At 59.3% G+C, this 19498-nt stretch carries 14 protein-coding genes; 6 read left to right on the top strand and 8 right to left on the bottom strand.

The features are described from left to right. Positions 1 to 13 precede the first annotated feature (13 nt). Genes G6N74_RS22585 through G6N74_RS22575 form a run of 3 tightly spaced genes read right to left on the bottom strand, consistent with a single transcriptional unit; the run spans position 14 to position 6574 of the window. On the bottom strand, positions 14 to 322 hold the full coding sequence (locus G6N74_RS22585) for a hypothetical protein (RefSeq protein WP_165120252.1): 309 nt from the start codon (positions 320 to 322) through the stop codon (positions 14 to 16). A 34-nt stretch (positions 323 to 356) separates the two neighbouring features. Further along, a complete protein-coding gene (locus G6N74_RS22580; RefSeq protein ID WP_165120251.1) occupies positions 357 to 1583 on the bottom strand; it encodes a GTP-binding protein in 1227 nt (408 codons plus the stop codon). Between the two features lie 8 nt (positions 1584 to 1591). Next, complete coding sequence (locus G6N74_RS22575) at positions 1592 to 6574, bottom strand: DUF4082 domain-containing protein (RefSeq protein WP_512698584.1); 4983 nt, start codon at positions 6572 to 6574, stop codon at positions 1592 to 1594. Here G6N74_RS22575 and G6N74_RS30885 point away from each other — a divergent pair. Beyond that, entirely contained in the window at positions 6564 to 6812 is a 249-nt protein-coding gene (locus tag G6N74_RS30885) for a hypothetical protein (protein WP_246245874.1), read from the top strand. The two genes, G6N74_RS22575 and G6N74_RS30885, sit on opposite strands and share 11 nt — an antisense overlap. A gap of 592 nt (positions 6813 to 7404) precedes the next feature. Here the strand turns inward: G6N74_RS30885 and G6N74_RS22570 are convergent. Beyond that, positions 7405 to 8289 (bottom strand): DMT family transporter, encoded by an 885-nt coding sequence (locus G6N74_RS22570; RefSeq protein ID WP_165120250.1) that lies wholly within the window; start codon positions 8287 to 8289, stop codon positions 7405 to 7407. Positions 8290 to 8371: 82 nt separating this feature from the next. Between G6N74_RS22570 and G6N74_RS22565 the strand changes: the two genes are divergently transcribed. Then, complete coding sequence (locus tag G6N74_RS22565; protein ID WP_205826811.1) at positions 8372 to 9298, top strand: LysR substrate-binding domain-containing protein; 927 nt, start codon at positions 8372 to 8374, stop codon at positions 9296 to 9298. A gap of 111 nt (positions 9299 to 9409) precedes the next feature. Here G6N74_RS22565 and G6N74_RS22560 read toward each other — a convergent pair whose 3' ends face one another. The 4 genes from G6N74_RS22560 to G6N74_RS22545 form a co-directional block, all read right to left on the bottom strand. Further along, positions 9410 to 10132, bottom strand: coding sequence for a response regulator transcription factor (locus tag G6N74_RS22560; RefSeq protein ID WP_091915965.1), 723 nt, complete (start codon positions 10130 to 10132; stop codon positions 9410 to 9412). Between the two features lie 537 nt (positions 10133 to 10669). Beyond that, complete coding sequence (locus tag G6N74_RS22555; protein WP_165120249.1) at positions 10670 to 11398, bottom strand: Crp/Fnr family transcriptional regulator; 729 nt, start codon at positions 11396 to 11398, stop codon at positions 10670 to 10672. Between the two features lie 399 nt (positions 11399 to 11797). Next, positions 11798 to 12481 carry a sugar transferase gene (locus tag G6N74_RS22550; RefSeq protein ID WP_165120248.1) on the bottom strand — a complete coding sequence of 228 codons (684 nt, stop codon included), beginning with the start codon at positions 12479 to 12481 and terminating at the stop codon, positions 11798 to 11800. A 447-nt stretch (positions 12482 to 12928) separates the two neighbouring features. Next, a complete protein-coding gene (locus tag G6N74_RS22545) occupies positions 12929 to 13852 on the bottom strand; it encodes a glycosyltransferase family 2 protein (RefSeq protein WP_165120247.1) in 924 nt (307 codons plus the stop codon). Positions 13853 to 13996: 144 nt separating this feature from the next. Between G6N74_RS22545 and G6N74_RS22540 the strand changes: the two genes are divergently transcribed. From G6N74_RS22540 to G6N74_RS22525, 4 genes are all read left to right on the top strand, one after another. Further along, on the top strand, positions 13997 to 15730 hold the full coding sequence (locus G6N74_RS22540; RefSeq protein ID WP_165120246.1) for a GMC oxidoreductase: 1734 nt from the start codon (positions 13997 to 13999) through the stop codon (positions 15728 to 15730). Positions 15731 to 16135: 405 nt separating this feature from the next. Continuing rightward, positions 16136 to 17695, top strand: coding sequence for a GumC family protein (locus G6N74_RS22535; protein ID WP_165120245.1), 1560 nt, complete (start codon positions 16136 to 16138; stop codon positions 17693 to 17695). Positions 17696 to 17758: 63 nt separating this feature from the next. Next, positions 17759 to 18559, top strand: coding sequence for a CpsD/CapB family tyrosine-protein kinase (locus G6N74_RS22530; protein WP_165120244.1), 801 nt, complete (start codon positions 17759 to 17761; stop codon positions 18557 to 18559). Positions 18560 to 18584: 25 nt separating this feature from the next. Continuing rightward, positions 18585 to 19469, top strand: a complete 885-nt coding sequence (locus G6N74_RS22525; RefSeq protein WP_205826810.1) for an ExeA family protein — start codon at positions 18585 to 18587, stop codon at positions 19467 to 19469. Positions 19470 to 19498 lie beyond the last annotated feature (29 nt).

The raw sequence follows: 19498 nt of genomic DNA, 5'->3' as shown, positions 1-19498 counted from the left end.
GCTGCGTTACCGATCAATTGAAGTTCGGCGATGCGTTCTGTGATTTCTGGCCCTGGGAGCCCGTATCTGCCACTGGCGTCTTCTGGACGTCGCCGACCCGGCGCACCGCGCCCGCTTCGACCAGACCGCCAAGCGCCTTCTGCATGAGATCCACTGCATTGGCGAAGGCATCGACCGGCATGATCACCCGCTGGCGAAACACCGGCTTGGGATTGTTCTTGTCGTCGCGCTCGGTGGCGGACAGGGACATCAGGTCGATCCTGACGATCGTGCCGGTGACGGTGATTTCACCGATGCCGTCGGCGTAGAGTTCGTTGCTCATTGTCTTCTCCATGGGGTTTCAGGTTTTAGTTCGGTCATGCAGCATGTGCGTGCTGCCACGGTGGAAATGGATCGTTGAGGTCACGCGCAAGCCGAGGATCAAAGCCGGCTTCTTCGCCGACCAGGCAGGCGTCGAGTGCTGAGCAGATTGCTTGCTCATCGAGGTCGGAGCCGATGAAGACGAGCTCCTGTCGGCGATCGCCCCAGACATCGCTCCAATGGCGATCAAGCAACTCGCGAAATTGCGGATAGCGCGGCCAGTGCGCCTTCGGCACCGTCACCCACCAGAGACCTTTCGCCTCGGTGCGGCGCTGCGTGCCGGCGATCGAGAGCAGGCCGATCCAGTCGGGACGCGTGGCCAGCCAGAAGTGTCCCTTCGCGCGGATGAGGCCCGGCCATTCCTGCGCAAGGAAGTCGTTCAGCTTCGAAGGATCGAAGGGTCGCCGGGCGCGATAGACGAAACTCGCGATCCCGTATTCTTCCGTTTCCGGCATATGGTCGCCCCAGCCGTAGAGTTCCTTGTGCCAAAGCGGGTGTCTCGCCGCCTTCGCCTCGCTGAACAGCCCGGTGTCGAGGATCGCGCCAAGCGGCAGGTGGCCGAAATCGGTTTCGATGACGCGCGCATCGGGATTGAGGGCGGCAACGATCCGGCGCACGGTGGCCCGGGCATCGGCCGTCACCTCCGAGATCTTGTTGATCACCACGACGTCGGCAAATTCGATCTGCTCGACGAGTAGATCGACCAGCGTGCGCTTGTCGTCCGTGTCGCGGGTCTCGCCGCGATCGCTCAGGAAATCCGAGCTCGAATAGTCGGAAAGCAGGTTTGCCGCATCGACGACCGACACCATCGTGTCGAGCCGTGCGACATCGGCAAGTGCTGCACCCGTTTCATCCTTGAAAGAGAATGTCGCCGCGATCGGCAAAGGCTCGGCGATGCCGGTGCCTTCGATCAGCAGGTAGTCGAAGCGGCCTTCGGCAGCCAGCCGGCGAACTTCGCCCAAAAGGTCATCCCGCAGCGTGCAGCAGATGCAGCCATTGGTGAGTTCGACCAGCGTTTCATTGGTGCGCGAAAGATCGGCGCCGCCGTCGCGAACGAGATCGGCATCGATGTTGATCTCGCTCATGTCGTTGACGATGACCGCGACGCGGCGGCCTTCGCGGTTATGCAGGACATGGTTCAGGACCGTCGTCTTGCCGGCGCCCAGAAACCCTGCCAGCACTGTCACCGGCAGGCGATTGTCGCATATTTTCTGAGCCCCCATGCCCGCCTCTACGCCGCAAGCTGCGGTCTGAAAGCCACATCCACATGGTAGTTGGTGCTGTTGAAGGAACTCGTCGGGAACAGCCCGCTCGACCCGTATGCGTAGACGCCGTTGCCACCGCTAAGGGCTGACGACAGGGCATGCAGATTGTTGTTGGCGATATCGGAGGTGAAGAAGTTGCCCGTCGCCGAATAGGAGCCGTTGGTGCTGTAGGAGACGACGTAGGTGGTGTTCGCCTGGATCTGAACCTGCTGGGACAGGTCGACGGACTGCCAGCCGCTCGCGGTCTCGTTGGTGAAGGTGGCGCTTGCCAGGAGTGTCCCGCCTGCCGTCCAGAGATAGCCGGTATGCGGGCCGGTATTGCTGGGACCCTTGTAGAACTTGAAACCGGTTATCCAGCCGGCGACATCGGCCTGGAACTTCATGCCGAGATTGACCGAGTTGTTGTCGTTGACGGTGACCGTCGCCGGGGTGCTGCTTGCCGAGAACACGTTCTGTTCGGCGCCCTGCCCTATGACATTGAGCGAGACCTGGGCCGAGCTCGTGCCGCCATGTCCGTCGGAGATGGCATAGGAGAAGCTTGCCGGCCCGGTGTAGCCGGTCGTCGGCGTGAAGGTGACCGTGTTCGACGGGCTGTCGAAGGCAACAGTGCCGTTGACCGGGCTGCTGACGCCTGTAATCGTCAGCGGATCGCCGTCAGGGTCATTGTCGTTGGCAAGCAGGGCGGACGCCTGGATCGCATAGGGCGTATTGAAGCTCGCCGAATAGCCCGAATCGTTGCTGGCGACAGGGGCCATATTCTGCGTCGCCTGCTGATAGACGACATCTACCCAGTAGTTCGTTGCGGCATAGCTCGCATTGGGGAAGAGACTGCTCGAGCCGTAGCGATAGACGCCATTGCCGCCGCTCGATGTGCTCGACGGTGCTGTAAGCGGGCCATTGGTATGAGCAGTGGTGAAGTAATTCTGCGTCGCGGAATAGAAGCCGTTGGAATGGTAGCTCGCGACATAGGTGGTACCTGCCGACACCGTGACCGGTTGCGAGAAGTTGACCGTCTGCCAGCCGCTCGCCGTCTCATTGGTGAAGGTAGCGGTGGCAAGCAGCGTGCCCGTGCTGGTCCACAGCGAACCGGTATGCGTGCCGATATCCTGCGCGCTCTTGTAGTAGCGCAGGCCGGTGATGGTGCCGCCGGCGGACGCGATGAACTTGACGCCGAGTTCCACTGAATTCTGATCGTTGACCGCCGGAGTGGCCGGCGTGTCGGAGGTCGAGAACAGGCTCTTGCTCGTATCGAGCGGACGCACTGTCAGGTTGACCGTTGCCGAGGCGGTTCCGCCGCGGCCGTCCGATATGCCGTAGGAGAAGCTTGCCGGTCCGCTGTAGCCGGCGGTCGGCGTGAAGGTGATGGCGCCAGTCTGGCTGTTGAACGAAACCGTGCCGTTCGTGGCATTGTTGGCGCCCGTTATCGTAAGCGCATCGCCGTCCGGGTCGGTATCGTTTGCGAGCAGCGAGGCCGACGTGATGGCAAGCGGCGTGTCATATGTGACGCTGAAGCCATTGTCGTTGTTGGCGACCGGCGCAGTATTCACCGTCGACTGGTTGAAGACGACATCGACCCAATAGTTCGTCGCCTGATAGCTCGATGTCGGCGCAACGCCGCCCGAGCCGTAGGTGTACACGCCATTGCCGCCGCTCGTCGTCGACGACGGCGCAGTCAGCGGGCCGTTGGTAACCGCGGTGGTGAAGTAGTTCGACGTCGCGACATAACTTCCGGTCGTGTGATAGGAAGCGGTATAGGTCGTGCCGGCGGTGAGCTGGATCGGGCTTGAGAATTTCGCCGTCTGCCAGCCGCTCAGGGACTCGTTGGTGAAGGTCACAGTGCCGAGAAGCGCACCGGTGGCGCTCCATATGGAGCCGGTGTGCGTACCGGTGGCACCGGCCGCCTTGTAGTAACGAATGCCGGTTATCGTGCCGCTGGCCGATGCGATGAACTTCATGCCGAGTTCGAGCCCGACACCTTCGTTGGTGGCCCCACCCGTCGGGCCGTCGCTTGGCTGGAACAGCGAAACGCCTGCTGGTCCATCTTCGACGGTCAGGCTGACGCCGCCCTGATCCGTTCCGCCTCGCCCATCGGAAAGCGTATAGCTGAAGGTCGCCGGACCGGCATAACCGGCGGTTGGCGTGAAGATCACATTGCCGGTCAGCGTGTCCAGCGTCACCGTGCCGTTCACGGCGTTGCCGACAGCGGTAATCGTCAGCGCATCGCCGTTAGGATCGGTGTCGTTGGCGACCAGCGCCGCGATGGAAATCGTCAGCGTGCCGTTCTTTGTGACCGTAAAGCCACTGTCGTCGGTTGCCACAGGTAATGAGTTGGGACCTGCATCAAAGACCACGTCCACCCAGTAATTGCTTCCGTTGAAGGTGTTGCCGGGGAATGTGCTGGGTGTATCGCCATATGCGAATACGCCGCCGCCCGGCTGAACCTTGATCGCTCCGTTGGCATAGGGCGAATTGAAGTAACCATCGGTGATCGAGTAGTAGCCGCCCGTATGATACGAGGCCACATAGGTCGTGCCCGCTGCGATCTGCACCGGGCTCGAGAAGCTTACGGTCTGCCAGCCGGATAGCGATTCACCGGTGGAAATCCCGGTCGCCAGGAGAGTGCCGTCCGCCTTCCACAGGCTGACGACATGTTCGCCGACATTGTAGAAACCCTTGTAGAAGCGGATGCCGTTCACGAAACCACCGGTGGTGGTCTCGAACTTGACGCCAAGCTCGATACCATCGCGGTCGAGCGCGGTCTCGACGTCAGGCTTGGTGCCCAGCGTCCAAAGGCTCGAAGTCGACGGCAGGTTGACGGTCACCTGCTTGCCCGTGCCGGGCGTTTCGAGATTCAGGCTGTCGTCGACGGCACGCGACATGATGTTGTAGGTGCCGCTGGCCTGGACGACCCAGTTGAAACTCCAGTTCTCCCGGCCTGTGGCCTTGAACCAGCGCAGGCCGCCGTCCAGCGAAACCTCGATGCCGGCGATGACGCCGCCGCCAAGATCCTGCGCGGTGCCGGTGATGGTGACGTGCTGCCCTTCAACGAAGCTCGCGCCAAGGGTCGGAGACGTTATCGTTGAGATCGGCTTGGTGTGATCGGTGGATTGCGTCGCCAGGATCAGGCTTGCGTCCAGCGTCGTCGGCTGGATGCCCATATCCGCGAACATATTGACCATTGCCTGCTGGACATTGCGGTCCGTGGCCGTTTCCGGGCCCTCATGATTGTCGCTGAGGCCCCACGACCAGAACACCGTGCCCGCTCCGAACACCAGCGCACCGCTTTCGGCCCGATACATTGTGAGGCTGTGCGTTGCGTCTGCAGCGCCAACGCTCGTGCCATAGTCGCGGAGATAGGTGTTCACCGAAACGGTGGAGAGCGACATGTTGATAAGGCCGGCCGGCCTGAAGCCATTGTCTACGTCCGAATCCCACTCATAACCGAGAAGGTTCGGAGAGAGCTCAAGCGTCTGTCCAGGCTGAAGATTGGCGACGTCCGTGTTTCGCCAGAAGCGGAGATTGCCGTAATCCGACGGAATGGTCATCGTGTCCATACGATAGCCGTCGACAGAGAACATCGTGCCGGTCAGCGAATTTTCGGGCTCCTGTCCGGGATCGGCATAGCGCGGATCGCGCCACGTGCCGGTGCCTACAGCACTTGGATCGCTGCTGGTGCCCCACGTTTCCTTGTAGCAGACCATAGTGCGGTAAGGCGTGCCGTTACCGTCGATGCTGGTTTCCCAGCGAACCTTCCAGTAAACTTCATTGCCGCTCCAGAAGGCGAGATTGACACCGGCATCGCGCGCGGCCTCGACATTGGCGCGCTGCTCGGCCGACCAGTATTCATCATGCCCAACCGAAAGAAACGCCTGGTGGTTCAGCAGTTGGCTGCCGTTGCGGGTCGCGTCTACGCCTGAAATGTAGGAGACATCGTAGCCGTTCTGCTCGAGCCAGCTTACGGCCGAGCTTTCCACGCCGAAGATGAAATCGTGCGTGCCACCGACCGGACTGGTGTTGGTGATGATCGGGCGATTGTAGCTGACCGCGGAGGCACGGCCGATGGCGTTGATGCCGCAGCTGCAATTGGGCGGCATATAGCCGATCATATCGGCTGGATCGACCGGCACTTCGCCATAATAGAGGCTGGCGCCACCCCAGGCATTGTAGGCCTGCCAGGTCGTATCCGATGTCTGGAAAACGATATCGCTGGTCGAGGCGTCGTCGCGAACGACGAACGGAATGATACTCTCGCCCTCGGTGCCGTCGAGCCGGACGAGCTTCGCGAAGTAGATGCCGGAAACGGCATCTTCAGGGATCGCCCAGTTTGCCGAAACCGACCAGTTGCCGCAATCGATCAGGCCGAGCGACATGTCGACGATCGGATGCGGCTGGATCTGCGCGGTGGTCAGCGATTTGTCGATCGAGTCGACCTTACGGGCACCATCGCCGCCGTAATAGCCCATCCGGTAAATGTCTATTCGGTAGTGGGTTGAGTCGGTGGCAATCTTGAAATTGACGGTCTGGCCGATATTGGTGCTGATTTCCGTCGCAAAACCCTGGATGTTGCCGTCGCCGTCGCCGGTGATGCCCCACTCGCTTTGCGGGTTGCCCTGCTTCGCGTTTTCGATGGCGATCTTGTTCGGCGTCGCTGCCAAAGCTGCCGCTGGTGCTGCCGCAGCGGGATCTCCCGCAGTGGCCGCCGCAACGAAGGCACTGAAACTCTCCACATTGGGAGTGCCGGTAGCGGTGGGATCTGAAGTGGTGGCTGTGGTTGGCGCGACAAGGCTGGATGTCGAAGGCTCGGCCGGTGTTTCGGCGCCAACTGATGAAGGCCCCACAGGAGGCGTGGCGCCACCATCCATGTCCGTATCGGTCGCCGCCGGCGCTATGCCGGAGACATCGACAGTCGGTAGGAGCGCACCTGTCACGGCAGGCAGTATGCTTGTCACCGGTGCGGTGGACGTTACGGGATTGGTGGTGCCCCCGGCTGAGCCCGAAGAAATGGCATCGGTGATCGACGCAACCGGCGCGGCCGGCGACAAGGCATCGACGACACCGGACCCGGCGTCGCTCGACACCCGCGAGATGGTGCTTGGTGACAGGCCGGTGGACAGGACAGATGTCGTGCCAATGGTCCAGGATGGGAATGGGGCAAGCGCGGCAGGCGCTCCGGAAGATCCCGACTGAGCGATGACGACGGACTTATCCAGCGAAAATCCGATGCTCCTCGGTTCCGCGTCGCCACCAGCCGAAAACACGCGCGCAGACGCTCCCACGCCAGACAGGGCGGAAGAATGACCGCCCTCGCCAAGCATGGCCGTCAGCACTTTTCCACCGCCGCCGCCGGACGCATCCGGAAGCGAACAGGCTACACGCTTTCTGCCCCCAGATTCTGACTCTTCAGCCTCGGCTGTGATACCCGTCGATGGCCCGGCGTTTGCATTTGCGGAAATGTCCTCGCTCGCTGCGGTATAGACCCGTGTCGAACCGCCGGAAGCGCTCAAATAATCATGATTCCTGAAATGGATTTTGAGCATGTGCATCGCCCTGATTGCCGCCTGACCCGAACATCTGGATCAGACATTCAAGAATGTTGATCCTGCCAGCTTTTACGTGTCAGTGAACGGCATCAATCGGTGTGCACCACCCTTCTAAAGTGGATGAGTGGCCGGGGATCGCCATCCACCGATGTGATTATCGCGGTAGGCGCAGATGCCCTTCCGGCGGTGACATATCGCGACGGCGGTGAATTTCGATGGAGATTGGAGCCGGATGGCTATCAGCGGCGCAGGTTGACGATGACCACGCCGCCAAGCGCCAGAACACCACCCAGAATGCCTAGAAACGTCGGCACTTCGCCAAGCCAGACGAAGCCGATCAAGGTGGCCACCGGCGGTATGCAATAGAGGAAATTCGAAGCTCGGGAAGCCGGCAGGCGCGACAAGGCAACCGCCCAGCTTCCATAGGCGATGAGGCTTGGTACGATTCCGAGATAGACGACTGCAGCAAGCCCCTGATGATCTGCAACCGCCATCTGCGCAATTCCGTTCGGCAGCCCCGGCAGCAGGCAGATGGCGCCGATGATCATGTTCCAGGCCGACACGGTCAACGGCTTGTGGCGAGCAAAGAGCGGCTTCTGCACGACCGTATTGAGCGAGGTGCACAATGCCGATCCGAGGATAAGCAGAGCGCCATTGTCGAAGTGAAGGCCCTGCCCTTCGCCCAGGGCAATGATACCGATGCCGGCAAATGACAGGAAGGTGCCGAGCCATGCCAGGCCCGTAAAGCGCTCGCCGAGCATTGCCATGGCAAAGACGGCGGTCAGGATTGGGCTGACATTGATGATGAAGCTTGCAGCACCCGCCGAGACCGTCAGTTCGCCAAAATTCAGGAGGACGGTGTAGAGCGCGACGAAGACCACGCCGCCAAAGCCAAAGCGCCACATCTCGCCAAGCCTCGGCAAGGCCGGCCTCGTCACCGCCAGGAAAATCACGGCGGGAACGGCGGCAATGGCAAAGCGCAAGGCTCCCAGTTCCAGCGGTCCGAACGCAGCAAGCCCGGCCCGGATTGCCGGGAAAGAGGACGCCCAAGCCAGGATCGTGACGATGACCGCAGCAGCAGTAACGGTGTTTGCCGAGCGATAAAGCGATGCGGTTGCGTTCATGACGGCCTCCTCTGGGGTCGTCGACAAGAAGCGCCGTCGAGAGCTGATTGACAAACGAATAAATCGAGGTTCTGCTGTGAGTATGGATCACAGCTCAGAACCCATCCTACCGCTTGAGACACTGCGTGCCTTCGAGGCCTCGGCCCGTCTGGGCAGCTTTTCCTCAGCGGCTGAAAAGCTGAATCTCACGCATGGGGCGATCAGCCGTCAGGTCGCAAAGCTGGAAGCGTGGCTTGGCCTGAAAGTCTTTGATCGCGGCGCACGCGGCGTATCCCTCACGCTGGAAGGCCAGCGTCTGTTTCTGCGGACCACCGAAGCCTTCGCGTTGATCGCCAATACAACCGAGCGGTGGAGCGAGCCGCGCGGAACGGCGGTCGTGCGCCTTACGTCCATCCCCTCCATCTGCGGCCTGTGGCTGATGCCGCGGCTCTCGGCGCTGGAAAACGGCCCGACAAAGCTGCGAATCGTGCTCGACATCGACATACGCCAGGCCGACCTGGACGATGAAGGCATCGACGTTTCCATTCGCTGCGGGCGTGGACGCATTCCCGGGCGAATATCCGTGCAGCTTTTCGAGGAAAGGTGTTTTCCGATCGCCTCGCCGGCATTGGCCGAGGAGATCGGCGCCGGCGCACCGGAGCGATTGCTGCGCTATCCGCTCATTCACGATTCCGATGCCTCGGCATGGCGTGCCTGGTTCGGTGAACATGGCATGGACTACCGGCCCCGGCCGCAGGATCGCCGTTTCGAAGATTACAATCTGGTGCTGGATGCGGCGGCGCACAATTTGGGCATTGCGCTGGCGCGGCCGCCTCTGACACAGGACCAATTGCAATCAGGCCGCATCGTGGCGGTGGACAAGCGCCGGGTACTCAATCCGGTTTCCTACTGGATGGACCGGCCGATGGGTCGGCCGCGGCCAGCGGCGGCTGAGCTCATACGTCGAATCGGCTCGAAAGCCGGGCTCGACGCAAAGGTGATCGAGAATTTTCTTTCCGCCGATCGCTGAAACGCCGCGCAACCCGGAGGTTACGCGGCGTTTCTTATTTTGTCAGACGTCTCCGGCGTCGTGTCTTTGCATTTTACGCCGAAGATGCAGTGTTACCCTCTGTTGGCCTTCTCAGGCGGCATTCATCTCGCCCGGGAACAGATCGTTGATCTTGTAGGCGACCTCGGTCCTGTTCGTGGCCTTCAGCTTCTTCATGATGTTGCGGATGTGAACCTTCACCGTGCTTTCGCGCAGATTGAGTTCATAGGCGATGATCTTGTTCGCCTTGCCACGCCGCAGCGCCTGGGCGACTTCAGCCTGGCGCGAGGTGAACAGCCCTGCCATCGGCCGAGCGGCTTCGCCACCGGAGGCGATGGTCTGGCGCATTGCCAGAACACTGCTTGCAGGCACGAAGATGCCGCCGGCAAGCGCCAGGCCGATAGCCTCGACACAGACGTCGATGCCGACTGACGATGGAATGTAGCCGCGTGCGCCATATTCGAGCGCCTTCAGTATTTGCGTCAGATCATCCGTGTCGGCCAGCACCACGACCGGCGTGGTCCGAAATTCTGACGTCAGTTTTTTGATTTCGTCGGCAACGAGGGCATCGGTGATTTTGCATCCGCCAACGTTCAGCAATATAGCCGACAGCGGCGGATGAAGATCTTTCTCGGCTTTCCAGTCTTCGATAGTCCCGAACGCCAATACTTCCATCCCTATCTTGTGGGACGTAAGGCTTTGCGCGAAGCACTCGCGATCGAGCGCTCTATTATCCAGGACAACCAGAGAGCGATTTGCGCTTCTCGTTCCGTGAAAGTTGACCACGCTTTCGACAGGCCCCTGTCCTCCGAGCATGGATGTCTGAAGCAATTCGATTGGCACGTTATGTTCAGAAGCATGGCTTCCGTTGGTTCCACTCGTGGTACTCATAAGTTTACGCTCCGTTTGACAACTGTATTTACCCAGATGACCGTTCAGGCGACGGTCATCCTCCCAATAGTACTGTTGCATGTGGTAACGTCACTTTGCGGTGCTGTTTCGCACCTTCAAACGTCACAAGAAAGGATGTGATTGATACCCAGCCCGTTTCACCCCACCGCAAGCAGTGCTACAACCAAAGGTACATCACGACGGGAGAAAGGCGCTAATTTAAGTTAGCAAAAAATGAATATTTTTGGTTAAATTTCCGTTGGTGTAAATCTTGTGATGATGATCGCATATATTAAACATATCTATCTACACATATAAATACTTTTAGTAATAATTTGTTGATATCACATAGTCTTCGATGAATTTTCCTAAGAAAGTATTCCATATTTATAAAAACCAATCAGAAACTCTTTCAATAACATGGCAGTACGTTTAGAATTACTTCCATACATAACTATATAATTATATTCTTTCAAGTAAAAGATAGGAAGGATTAAAGCCTGCAAACTTTTTCGTTGCCGGAAGGTTTATAAAATCCACCGTTCTGTGCCGAAACGAGAGAAGGTCCAGTTCGCGCAAATCTTTGAGTATCCGATTGATATGAATCGCCGTCATTCCGAGCGCATCGGCTAGATCATATTGTGTAAGTGGGCATTCATAGTGGCTTGCCAGGCGCTGGCCATCACCGCCTAGCCTGGTTCCGATTTCAAGCAGCAGGTGGGCGGCACGCGCAGCACCGCGCCTTCGCCCGACATTGGTGAGATGCTCGACGAGTATTGCTCTCTGGCGAGCTGCGACCGACAGGAAAGTTCCTGCCAGCCGGGGCGAGTGCTCTACCGCCGCGGTAAGCGCCTTTGCCGGAACTTCGAATACAATCAACTTGGTAATCGACGTGAGGGAGATGTAGCTGGGGCTCTGGTAAGCTCGCAGGCCGATGATGTCGCCGCTGAAGGGAAAGTCGATGATCTGTCGCTCGCCGTCCGGAAGATCGGTGTGGACGCAGCTCCAGCCGGAGTGAATGATGAACGCCCTGCCCTCATCGTCGCCTTGCCGCATGATCGTTTCATGCGGAGCATAACGGCGCAGCGTCGCTCCCAGGCCTGCGAGGAACGCCCTATCTGCCTCACTGAGCGGAATGCGGAATGGAGGCGTATCCTGGATCTTCGGATTGCTCTCCGGGGCAAGCGTCATTCTTACATCGCCTCCTGTCGTCCTCGATCGAATCTCACTAATAGATACACCAGGATCACAATCCCTTCAGTACAACTTTCGGGTATACATCCAGCTAAAAACTAATAACTCGTTTCTACATCCTATCTTCTAATGCCGATCATGGTCTATTTGAGATGATATATTGATCATCTCAAAAAGCGCTTGGCCGACTTGAAGCGCGTCCGGCGCGACTCAAAAGACGCTGATCGATACCTTCAAGCTTAGCCAAGTTCTTGCACGATGTCTCCGAAAGAGCCCCGCGGCGCGGTGCGTCCGCGAGAGACTTCTTGCGACCATGCCACGCAAAGCAGTTGGCCACCGCTTTCGCAGTGGCCAACAAACCACAAGACCGGGGATGATTTTGAGACCGGCGAAAGCCTACAGGCCCGTGCCTCTGAGAACCACGACCGCCGTCATCATCAGGATCCAGATATCGGTGCCGAACGACATCTTCATCGCGTAGCGCGTATCATGCGTGGCGCGTTCGGCGAAGGTGCACCCATTCCGCTCGCTTATCTGCCAAAGCCCAGTCATTCCGGGGCGCATGCTAAAGTAGGCGGTACCCGGATAAAGCGGGCGCTGTTCGGGAAACATCGGGCGAGGGCCGACGAGGCTCATGTCGCCAACAAGCACGTTCCACAACTGCGGCAGCTCGTCGGCGGAGTATTTGCGAATGTAATAGCCGAGCCTGGTAATGCGCGGATCATATTTCAGCTTCTGCGTCCCGTCCCACTCCCGGCGCGCGGCAGGATTGTCCTGCAGATATTCCTCCAACCGCAGCGCGGCATCGGGAACCATCGACCGCAGCTTCCAGAGCGTGAAGATCTTGCCGTCTCTTCCCAGGCGCTTCTGGCCGTAGAAGGCCTTGCCGCCGTCCCGATGGACGAGAAACGCCAGGATGCCGACGATGGTAAGGGCGAGAGGCGCGATGAGCAGTATGACCGCGATGTCGAGGATACGCTTCACACCGAGATAAAACGCGCCTGATCGAATTTCCTGCCTTGAAGGGGCGGCATCGACTGGCAGATCGCCAAGATGCGATCTGGGATAACTTTCGAGCATACAGAATCTCCCCGCCACGAACGAAGATAAAATCTTCTTCGTCAGCTGTGCTAAGATCAAAAGGAAGCGTATCTGACCGTTGCTTGGATTATTTCTTCCGACTTGTTCTTTTTATAAAAAGAAGAGAATCACACAGCTACGCTTTTGCCAAAAGTTAATCGCCTGTTCACTATGATATCAATAAATCCTCTTTAAACAATTCGGGCTAGACAACCCGGATGCCTTCCGGTTCGTCCGAATTGACGAGTCAGATACCCCCGGTCGCTCGACCTTTGGCGGTGTCGCAGTGGCAAGGAACGAGCACGAATCAACACCGATCCTGCGCTCGAATGAGCGTCGGCAGACTGGGGAGGTAGAACGGATGAGGGGTCAGCGACTGCTACGGCAGCACAGATGTCGGCCGAGCCGGTAAGGGCCTGGGGTCAGTTCAGGGGAAGGAGGGTGCGCTCAGGAGTTTTCGCGATTCCACGACCCGACCATCAAGGCGGTGTTGTCATGGAAAGCCAATCCGAGCATGCGCCTGGCCCGGTATAGGCGCACCCGCGTCAGGCAGGCCAGGGCAAGGCATTTGTCGCGAAGGCCGGAGACGCGATCGGAGCGCAGGATGCGTACGACCTCGCCACCGGGCGAGGCGGCAATGATGCCGCTGGTCGCCACCCATTTTGCAAGGCTCATTCCGCCGCGTTTGATCTGCCGGAATTCGTGCGCGATATGCCGATCCCAGCGCCGCGTGAGCTCAGAAAATGATTTGCAGGATGCGGTCCGCACCGTTGCATCGGCCACATAGGCGATCTTGTATCCTTTCGCCGTAGCCTTCTGGCCCCATTCGGTATCTTCCATGGAGGATATACCGCCGAAGGGCCCGACCGCGCGAAAGACCTCGGCGCGAACCGCCATGTTGCCGGTCGCGGCGAAGCCGTGCTGTTCGACATAACGCTGGGCCCGATAGCTGTAGATGCTCTCATAGGCTTCGATCGCGGTTATGCGGTCCGGGTCCGAGAGCAGGATCCGTATGTCGCCGCCGACGAAATCCACGCCAGGGTTCTGATCCATGAATTCCACGATCGAGCGAATCCAGCCCGGCTCGGCTATGCAGTCTGCGTCGATGAACGCCAGCAAATCTGCCTGTGCGACCGACGCACCGTGATTGCGCGCGGGGCCGGGGCCTGGAATAGGCTCGCTCTCAAGGCGGACACCTGGAACGGCGGCACAAACCGCTGCGGGAAGCTCGGCTGATCCATTGTCGACGACAATGATTTCAAACGGAATGCCATCGACCCGCTGCGCCGCGAGCGCACGCAGGCAACGCCGCAAATCCGCCGGTTCGTTCAGATGGGGGATGACGACGCTTACTCGTGGCGACAATCGCATCGGCGTTTCCTGTAATGAAGCCTTCCGCTTTTTCGCGAAATGCCAATCAGTTGGCCGAAACCCAACGGGCCAAGCCTAGCACCGATCTGTAACACTTATTCGATCTTAAAATAATTCACCAATTTCCCAAAGGATATCAACCTTTTGGATAGCATCGACAAACCGATACGCGTGTGCGTACATAGAGAAATGTCAATATACAACCTCTCCGAACTGGAAAATGACTGTTCACGATCTACCGCTCCACTTTGCGTGATTGGAGCCGGCATCGCCGGTCTTCTATTTGCAAGAAGAGTAGCCAAGAAAGGCCAGCGGGTTGTTGTAGTGGAAAGCGGATACGCTTCCTTTGACCCGGCTATCCACGCGCTCAACGAGATCGAGGATCCGGCTGAACGATATTCCAGGGCCTTGACCGGACGATACCGGGGGCTTGGCGGGACTTCAAGCCGGTGGGGCGGCCGCATGATCCCGATAGGGAAGCATGAGACCGAAGCGCGACCCTATCTGCAGCAGCCGCGCTGGCCGATTGCGGTAGATCCCCTAGAATCCTACCACGATGAAATCGAGAAGATATTCAAGGTTGGCGACGGTCCATTCCGCGGAAGCGTTATCTCCGACGAGATAACATCAAAGTATTTCCCGGTAGATGATAAATCACTTCTCAATAGATGGGCGAAAGTACCAAGCTTCAAGAACTGCAATGTCTTCACGGTTCTGAAAGATGAACTGAAAGACCTGGAGAATATAGAAATCTGGCTCGGCGCCACGGTATGCGAGTTCAAGCTAGATCGCGCCGGGGGAAGGCTGAACGGGATCGTCGCCCGCAACTTTAGCGGTAAGCAGCTGGAGGTGTCGGCCGACCGATTCGTGATCGCTGCCGGCACAATTGAGACGACCAGATTACTGCTTTTGATGAATGCGGCATCCGACGACAACGCCTTTCGTTCGTGCCGGGTGCTCGGCCGTTACTTCCAGGATCATCTGAAATCGGAAGTCGCTACGATAAATCGGCGGAACCCATCACTCACCAATCGCATTTTCGGCTATCGATTCCTCAATGCGACGCGTCGTGACCTGCATCTTGAGCTCACGGAAACCGCGCAACGCGGGGACGCAGTGGCAAGCGCATTCGCCTATGTCGCGATGGACCTTACCGAAAGCCCCCTCGGCTATATCAAGAAGCTGGCGCATGGCATTCAGAAGCGTCAGGTCAATCCGAACGATCTGTGGCAGGCGTCAAAGAACATGGGCCTGGTGGCCCGCTCCGCCTACTGGCGCTATCTGCGCAAGCAGCTCTTCGTTCCGGCAAGTGTGGACCTGCATCTGATGGTCTGCGCAGAACAACTGCCGCAATGGAGCAATCATATCCGGTTGGCTGACAAGCGCGACAGGTTCGGCGTACCGAAGGCGCAACTCGAATGGGCTCCGACCCAGACCGACGAGCGGACCTTCCGCTCAGCAATTGCCCATATTGACGGCTACTGGAAACGTTCCGGCATGGACCGCGTCTGCCCGCTCGAATGGTCGCCGGCAAGCAGCGATCCGGCACTTCCGATCATCGACAATGCAGAGGCCTGCGCGCATCCCTCCGGTTCGACCAGAATGGGGACGGACCCCGCCGAGTCGGTCGTAGGCCCAGACCTGCGCTGCCATGCCATGCCGAACGTCTCCGTGGTCAGCGCTTCCGTCTTCCCGACGGCAGGTAGCGCCAACCCGACTTTCACGATCATGAAACTGGCCCTCTGGCTGGCGGACTCGCATCTTCAGGGCGCGCCACGGCGGGAGCAGGCCTTTGTACCCTCCGCTATGACGAGCGCCGTCGTTAGCTCGCATGAGGTACCGGCTCCCGTCGCACGCGACCAATTCGGCGCGGCTTGAACAGCCATTCCTTCATTCGGCCGATTCCGGTTGAGTTCGCGAGTTTCCGCATCGTCCCTACCCACAAGACCGACCTTCACGCCTTGGTGACCAGCCAGATGCGCACCGGTTCGCGCCCGATTGCATGGGCCGTGCCGGGAAAGCACCCATTCCAGCCAGGCACCTGCGTGGTTCTCAATTGCGATGCCGAAACGTCGCCTCACAGGCAGAGCTGTGCAACGCCAGATTGCCGAGCGGTCCCTGTCACTTAAGACGTAAGGGGAAACGGGCCACCACCCATAGGGATTAGATCAACGGTCTAGCCGCGCGCCGCGCACCCACTATCGATGATCTATCAAGCAATCCATCCGCGTTTGTAAATGAGCACTCGGCATATTCCGATGTTCAGGCTTGGGGCACTGCGCAATGGGCGATTTAGACCTGCGCTTCTATCTATCGATCTTCCTGCGAAGATTGCCGTACTTTCTGGTGGTCGCCACATTCGTGACGACCGCGGCGGTAGCCCTTGCGCTCTATTTGCCACCGATATTCCAGGCCAGCGCCAAGATTCTGGTGGAATCGCCTCAGATCCCCGCGGACCTTGCCCGTTCGACCGTGCCCATCAACGCGGTGGAACAGCTGCAGATCATCGAACAGCAGATCATGACGCGCGAAAACGTGCTCGCACTCGCCGAGAAGCTGAAAATCTACGGCGACAAGGCGTCCGAAATTCCGCAGGCCGATATCATCGAGGACATGCGCGGGCGCACGAAATTCGAGCTGCTGCAGAAGGACGGCCCAAGCGGCAGCCTGGGCGCCAAGGTGTTCAGCGTATCCTTCATTGCCGGCGATGCCGATCTGGCGGCGAAGGTCGTCAACGAGTTTACTAAGCTGATCCTTCAGATGAACGTCCGCCTGCGCACCGACAGGGCCGGCGAAACCATGCAGTTCTTCAATCAGGAAGTTGCTCGCCTCGGTGGCGAGCTGTCCCGGCTAGAGGCCGAAATCCTCAAGTTCAAGAACGCCAACAAGGACGCTCTTCCAGACGGCCTGGATTTCAGGCGCAACCAGCAGAACAACCAGCAGGAACGGCTTCAGTCGCTCGAGCGCGAGGAAGCCGCCCTGCGCAGCCGGCGCAACAATCTGGTCGAGTTGTTCGAGAGCACAGGCCGCATCGTCAGCGCCGGCCCGGTCACCCTGGAACAGCAGATGCTGCAGGACCTGCAGCGCACCCTAGCCGAGCAGCTCGCTTTGTTTTCCGAGAACAGCCCGAACATCGTCGCGCTGCGCGCCCGCATCAAGACCCTGGAAAACGGCATGCAGGCAAAACAAGCCAGCGACGCCGACACGAGCAAGGGCAAGCGCGGCACCTCCGAGCTCGATCTTCAGTTGTCCGACATAGACGACCGGCTGAAATACATCACGCAGGAAAAGGCCTCCATAACGGAAAATCTCGCCGAGCTGACCAAATCGATCACGGCCACTCCGCGCAACGAAACGGTCTTGAATTCGCTGGAGCGCAACCGCGAGAACATCCAGGCTCAATACAACATCGCGACCGCGAGATCGGCCGAAGCCTCTACCGGTGAGCAGATCGAGGTAAGCGCCAAGGGCGAGCGGTTTACCGTTGTCGAGCCCGCCGTTGCGCCGCAGAAACCGACAAGCCCCAATCGCCGGCGCATTGCCGGCGCCGGTTTCGCCGGCGGCATCGGGCTTGGGCTCGGCCTGATCGTGCTGCTCGAGCTGCTCAACAAAAGCATACGCCGCCCGACCGAACTCGTGCGAACGCTCCAGATCCAGCCGCTCGCCACGATCTCCTACATTCCGGTCAAACGCGAAAAGAAGACGGCAAAGCTGGCGCAGGCTGCAGGGTTCGCCGCGTTCGTCGCGACGACGGCCACAAGCTCGATCCCAATCGACCGGCAGGACCATCCAGCCGGACTTTCGACCGAACGGCCTGTCTCCGGGTTCACGGCGGCAGGGTGATTTAACGTGACAGGCAAACAGGGGACTGCAGAGCCATCTGCAAGAGGTGCGGGAACACAGACGATGGAGCATATTCACGCGGCCTTGCAGAAGGCCAAGCAACAGCGGGGCTCCGACCCGGCGAATGATCAGACGGCCACGGCAGTCGCAAAAATGGGAAGCGACATGCTCTGGGCGAGCCTGCCGTCGCTCAAGCCGGACCCCAAGCATCTCGCCAAGACCCGTCTCGTCACAATCAACCGGTCGGACCTGGCGCACACGCAGTTCGACATGCTGCGGACCAAGGTCCTGCAGTATCTGCGCCAGAATAACTGGACCTCGGTCGCGATCACGTCGCCCACGCCTGCCTGCGGCAAGACGGTGGTGGGGCTGAACCTCGCCTTCAGCATGGCCCATCACAAGGAATGCCGAACGGTTCTGATCGATCTCGATCTGCGCCGCCCGCAGGTCAGCAAGGTCCTGGGGATCAAGGAACCGCCGTCGATCGAAAGCTTCCTGCGCGGCCGAAGCGAGGTCGAGGATGTCTTCATCCGGTATGGCGACAACATCGCGATCGGGGCCAATGGCCGGCCCGTCCGCTTTGCCGCTGAACTGCTGCAAAGCCCGGAGGCGGCGCAGGCGCTGAAAAGCCTCAAGCAGAAACTCAAGCCCGACGTCCTGATCTTCGATCTTCCGCCGATGCTCGCCAATGACGACGTCATGGCTTTCCTGCCCAATGTCGATTGCGTGATCCTGGTTGCGGCCGCGGAGGCAAGCACCTTCAGCGAAGTGGACATCTGCGAGCGGGATCTTTCGGAGAAATCCAAGGTGCTCGGCGTGGTGCTGAACAAGTGCCGCTACGCACCCGAGAAATACGGTTACTGACACAGGCAGTGTTCGCAGGATCGCGATGTCGAGTACCTTTCTGATCTATTCCGAACACTTTGGCCTGACCGGACGGCCATTCAGCCTGCGGCCTGACACCGATTTCCTGTTCTGGTCGGCAAATCACACCCGCGCTTACGCGATGCTCGAATATGGGCTGGCAACCTTCGCCCCCATCACCGTCATCACCGGGGAGGTGGGTGCAGGCAAGACCACGCTCATCTGGCACCTGCTGCGCTCGGCGCCTTCCGACCTCAAGTTGGGATTGATCTCGAATGCCCATGGCGAGCGGGGCAAGCTGCTCCACTGGATATTGTCATCGCTCGGGCAGCCAATCACCGGGCGGATGTCCTATGTCCAGATGTTCTCCCGATTCGAGGCTTTCCTGAAGGAGCAGCACGCAGCCGGGCGTCACACCATTCTCATCTTCGACGAGGCACAGAACCTTTCGGAGAAGATGCTGGAGGAGCTGAGGGGCTTCTCCAACATGAACGGCGAAAGAGACGAGCTGCTGCAGATCGTTCTGGTCGGGCAACCAGAGCTGAGACAGATCATCAGCCGCGCGAAAATGGTGCAGTTCGCCCAGCGCGTGGCCGCAGATTTTCATCTCTTCGGCATGTCGGCCGAGGCCGTGCAGGACTACATCGCGCATCGCCTCAAGGTCGCAGGCGCCGACCACGAGATCTTCACGCCGGGGGCTTGCGAAATCGTGTTCCAGGCAAGCCGCGGCTTGCCGCGTGTGATCAACCAGATCTGCGACTACGCGCTGGTCTACGCTTTCGCCGAAGACATTTCCGTCGTTGACGAGGACGTCGTCCGACAGGTCGTCGCCGACCGCAAGATGCAGTTTCTCGACATGGCCGCGACGACTGCGGTCGAGACACCAGGCAAGCAGGGTTTCGCAGACTAGTCCAACAGCGCGGCCGCTTGCAGGAGCGC

The organism is Mesorhizobium zhangyense (assembly GCF_011045115.1).
Lineage (GTDB): Bacteria > Pseudomonadota > Alphaproteobacteria > Rhizobiales > Rhizobiaceae > Mesorhizobium_M > Mesorhizobium_M zhangyense.
Note: the sequence above shows the minus strand (reverse complement) of the source record. Positions and strands in the feature narration are given on the sequence as shown.

Excerpts from the sequence above, each read along its gene's own strand:
- G6N74_RS30885 (WP_246245874.1), top strand. The coding sequence starts at position 6,564 with ATGCTTGTCACCGGTGCGGTGGACGTTACGGGATTGGTGGTGCCCCCG.
- G6N74_RS22565 (WP_205826811.1), top strand. The coding sequence starts at position 8,372 with ATGGATCACAGCTCAGAACCCATCCTACCGCTTGAGACACTGCGTGCC.
- G6N74_RS22585 (WP_165120252.1), bottom strand. The coding sequence starts at position 322 with ATGAGCAACGAACTCTACGCCGACGGCATCGGTGAAATCACCGTCACC.
- G6N74_RS22555 (WP_165120249.1), bottom strand. The coding sequence starts at position 11,398 with ATGACGCTTGCCCCGGAGAGCAATCCGAAGATCCAGGATACGCCTCCA.
- G6N74_RS22545 (WP_165120247.1), bottom strand. The coding sequence starts at position 13,852 with ATGCGATTGTCGCCACGAGTAAGCGTCGTCATCCCCCATCTGAACGAA.
- G6N74_RS22525 (WP_205826810.1), top strand. The coding sequence starts at position 18,585 with ATGTCGAGTACCTTTCTGATCTATTCCGAACACTTTGGCCTGACCGGA.
- G6N74_RS22550 (WP_165120248.1), bottom strand. The coding sequence starts at position 12,481 with ATGCTCGAAAGTTATCCCAGATCGCATCTTGGCGATCTGCCAGTCGAT.
- G6N74_RS22530 (WP_165120244.1), top strand. The coding sequence starts at position 17,759 with ATGGAGCATATTCACGCGGCCTTGCAGAAGGCCAAGCAACAGCGGGGC.
- G6N74_RS22580 (WP_165120251.1), bottom strand. The coding sequence starts at position 1,583 with ATGGGGGCTCAGAAAATATGCGACAATCGCCTGCCGGTGACAGTGCTG.
- G6N74_RS22560 (WP_091915965.1), bottom strand. The coding sequence starts at position 10,132 with ATGCTCGGAGGACAGGGGCCTGTCGAAAGCGTGGTCAACTTTCACGGA.
- G6N74_RS22535 (WP_165120245.1), top strand. The coding sequence starts at position 16,136 with ATGGGCGATTTAGACCTGCGCTTCTATCTATCGATCTTCCTGCGAAGA.
- G6N74_RS22570 (WP_165120250.1), bottom strand. The coding sequence starts at position 8,289 with ATGAACGCAACCGCATCGCTTTATCGCTCGGCAAACACCGTTACTGCT.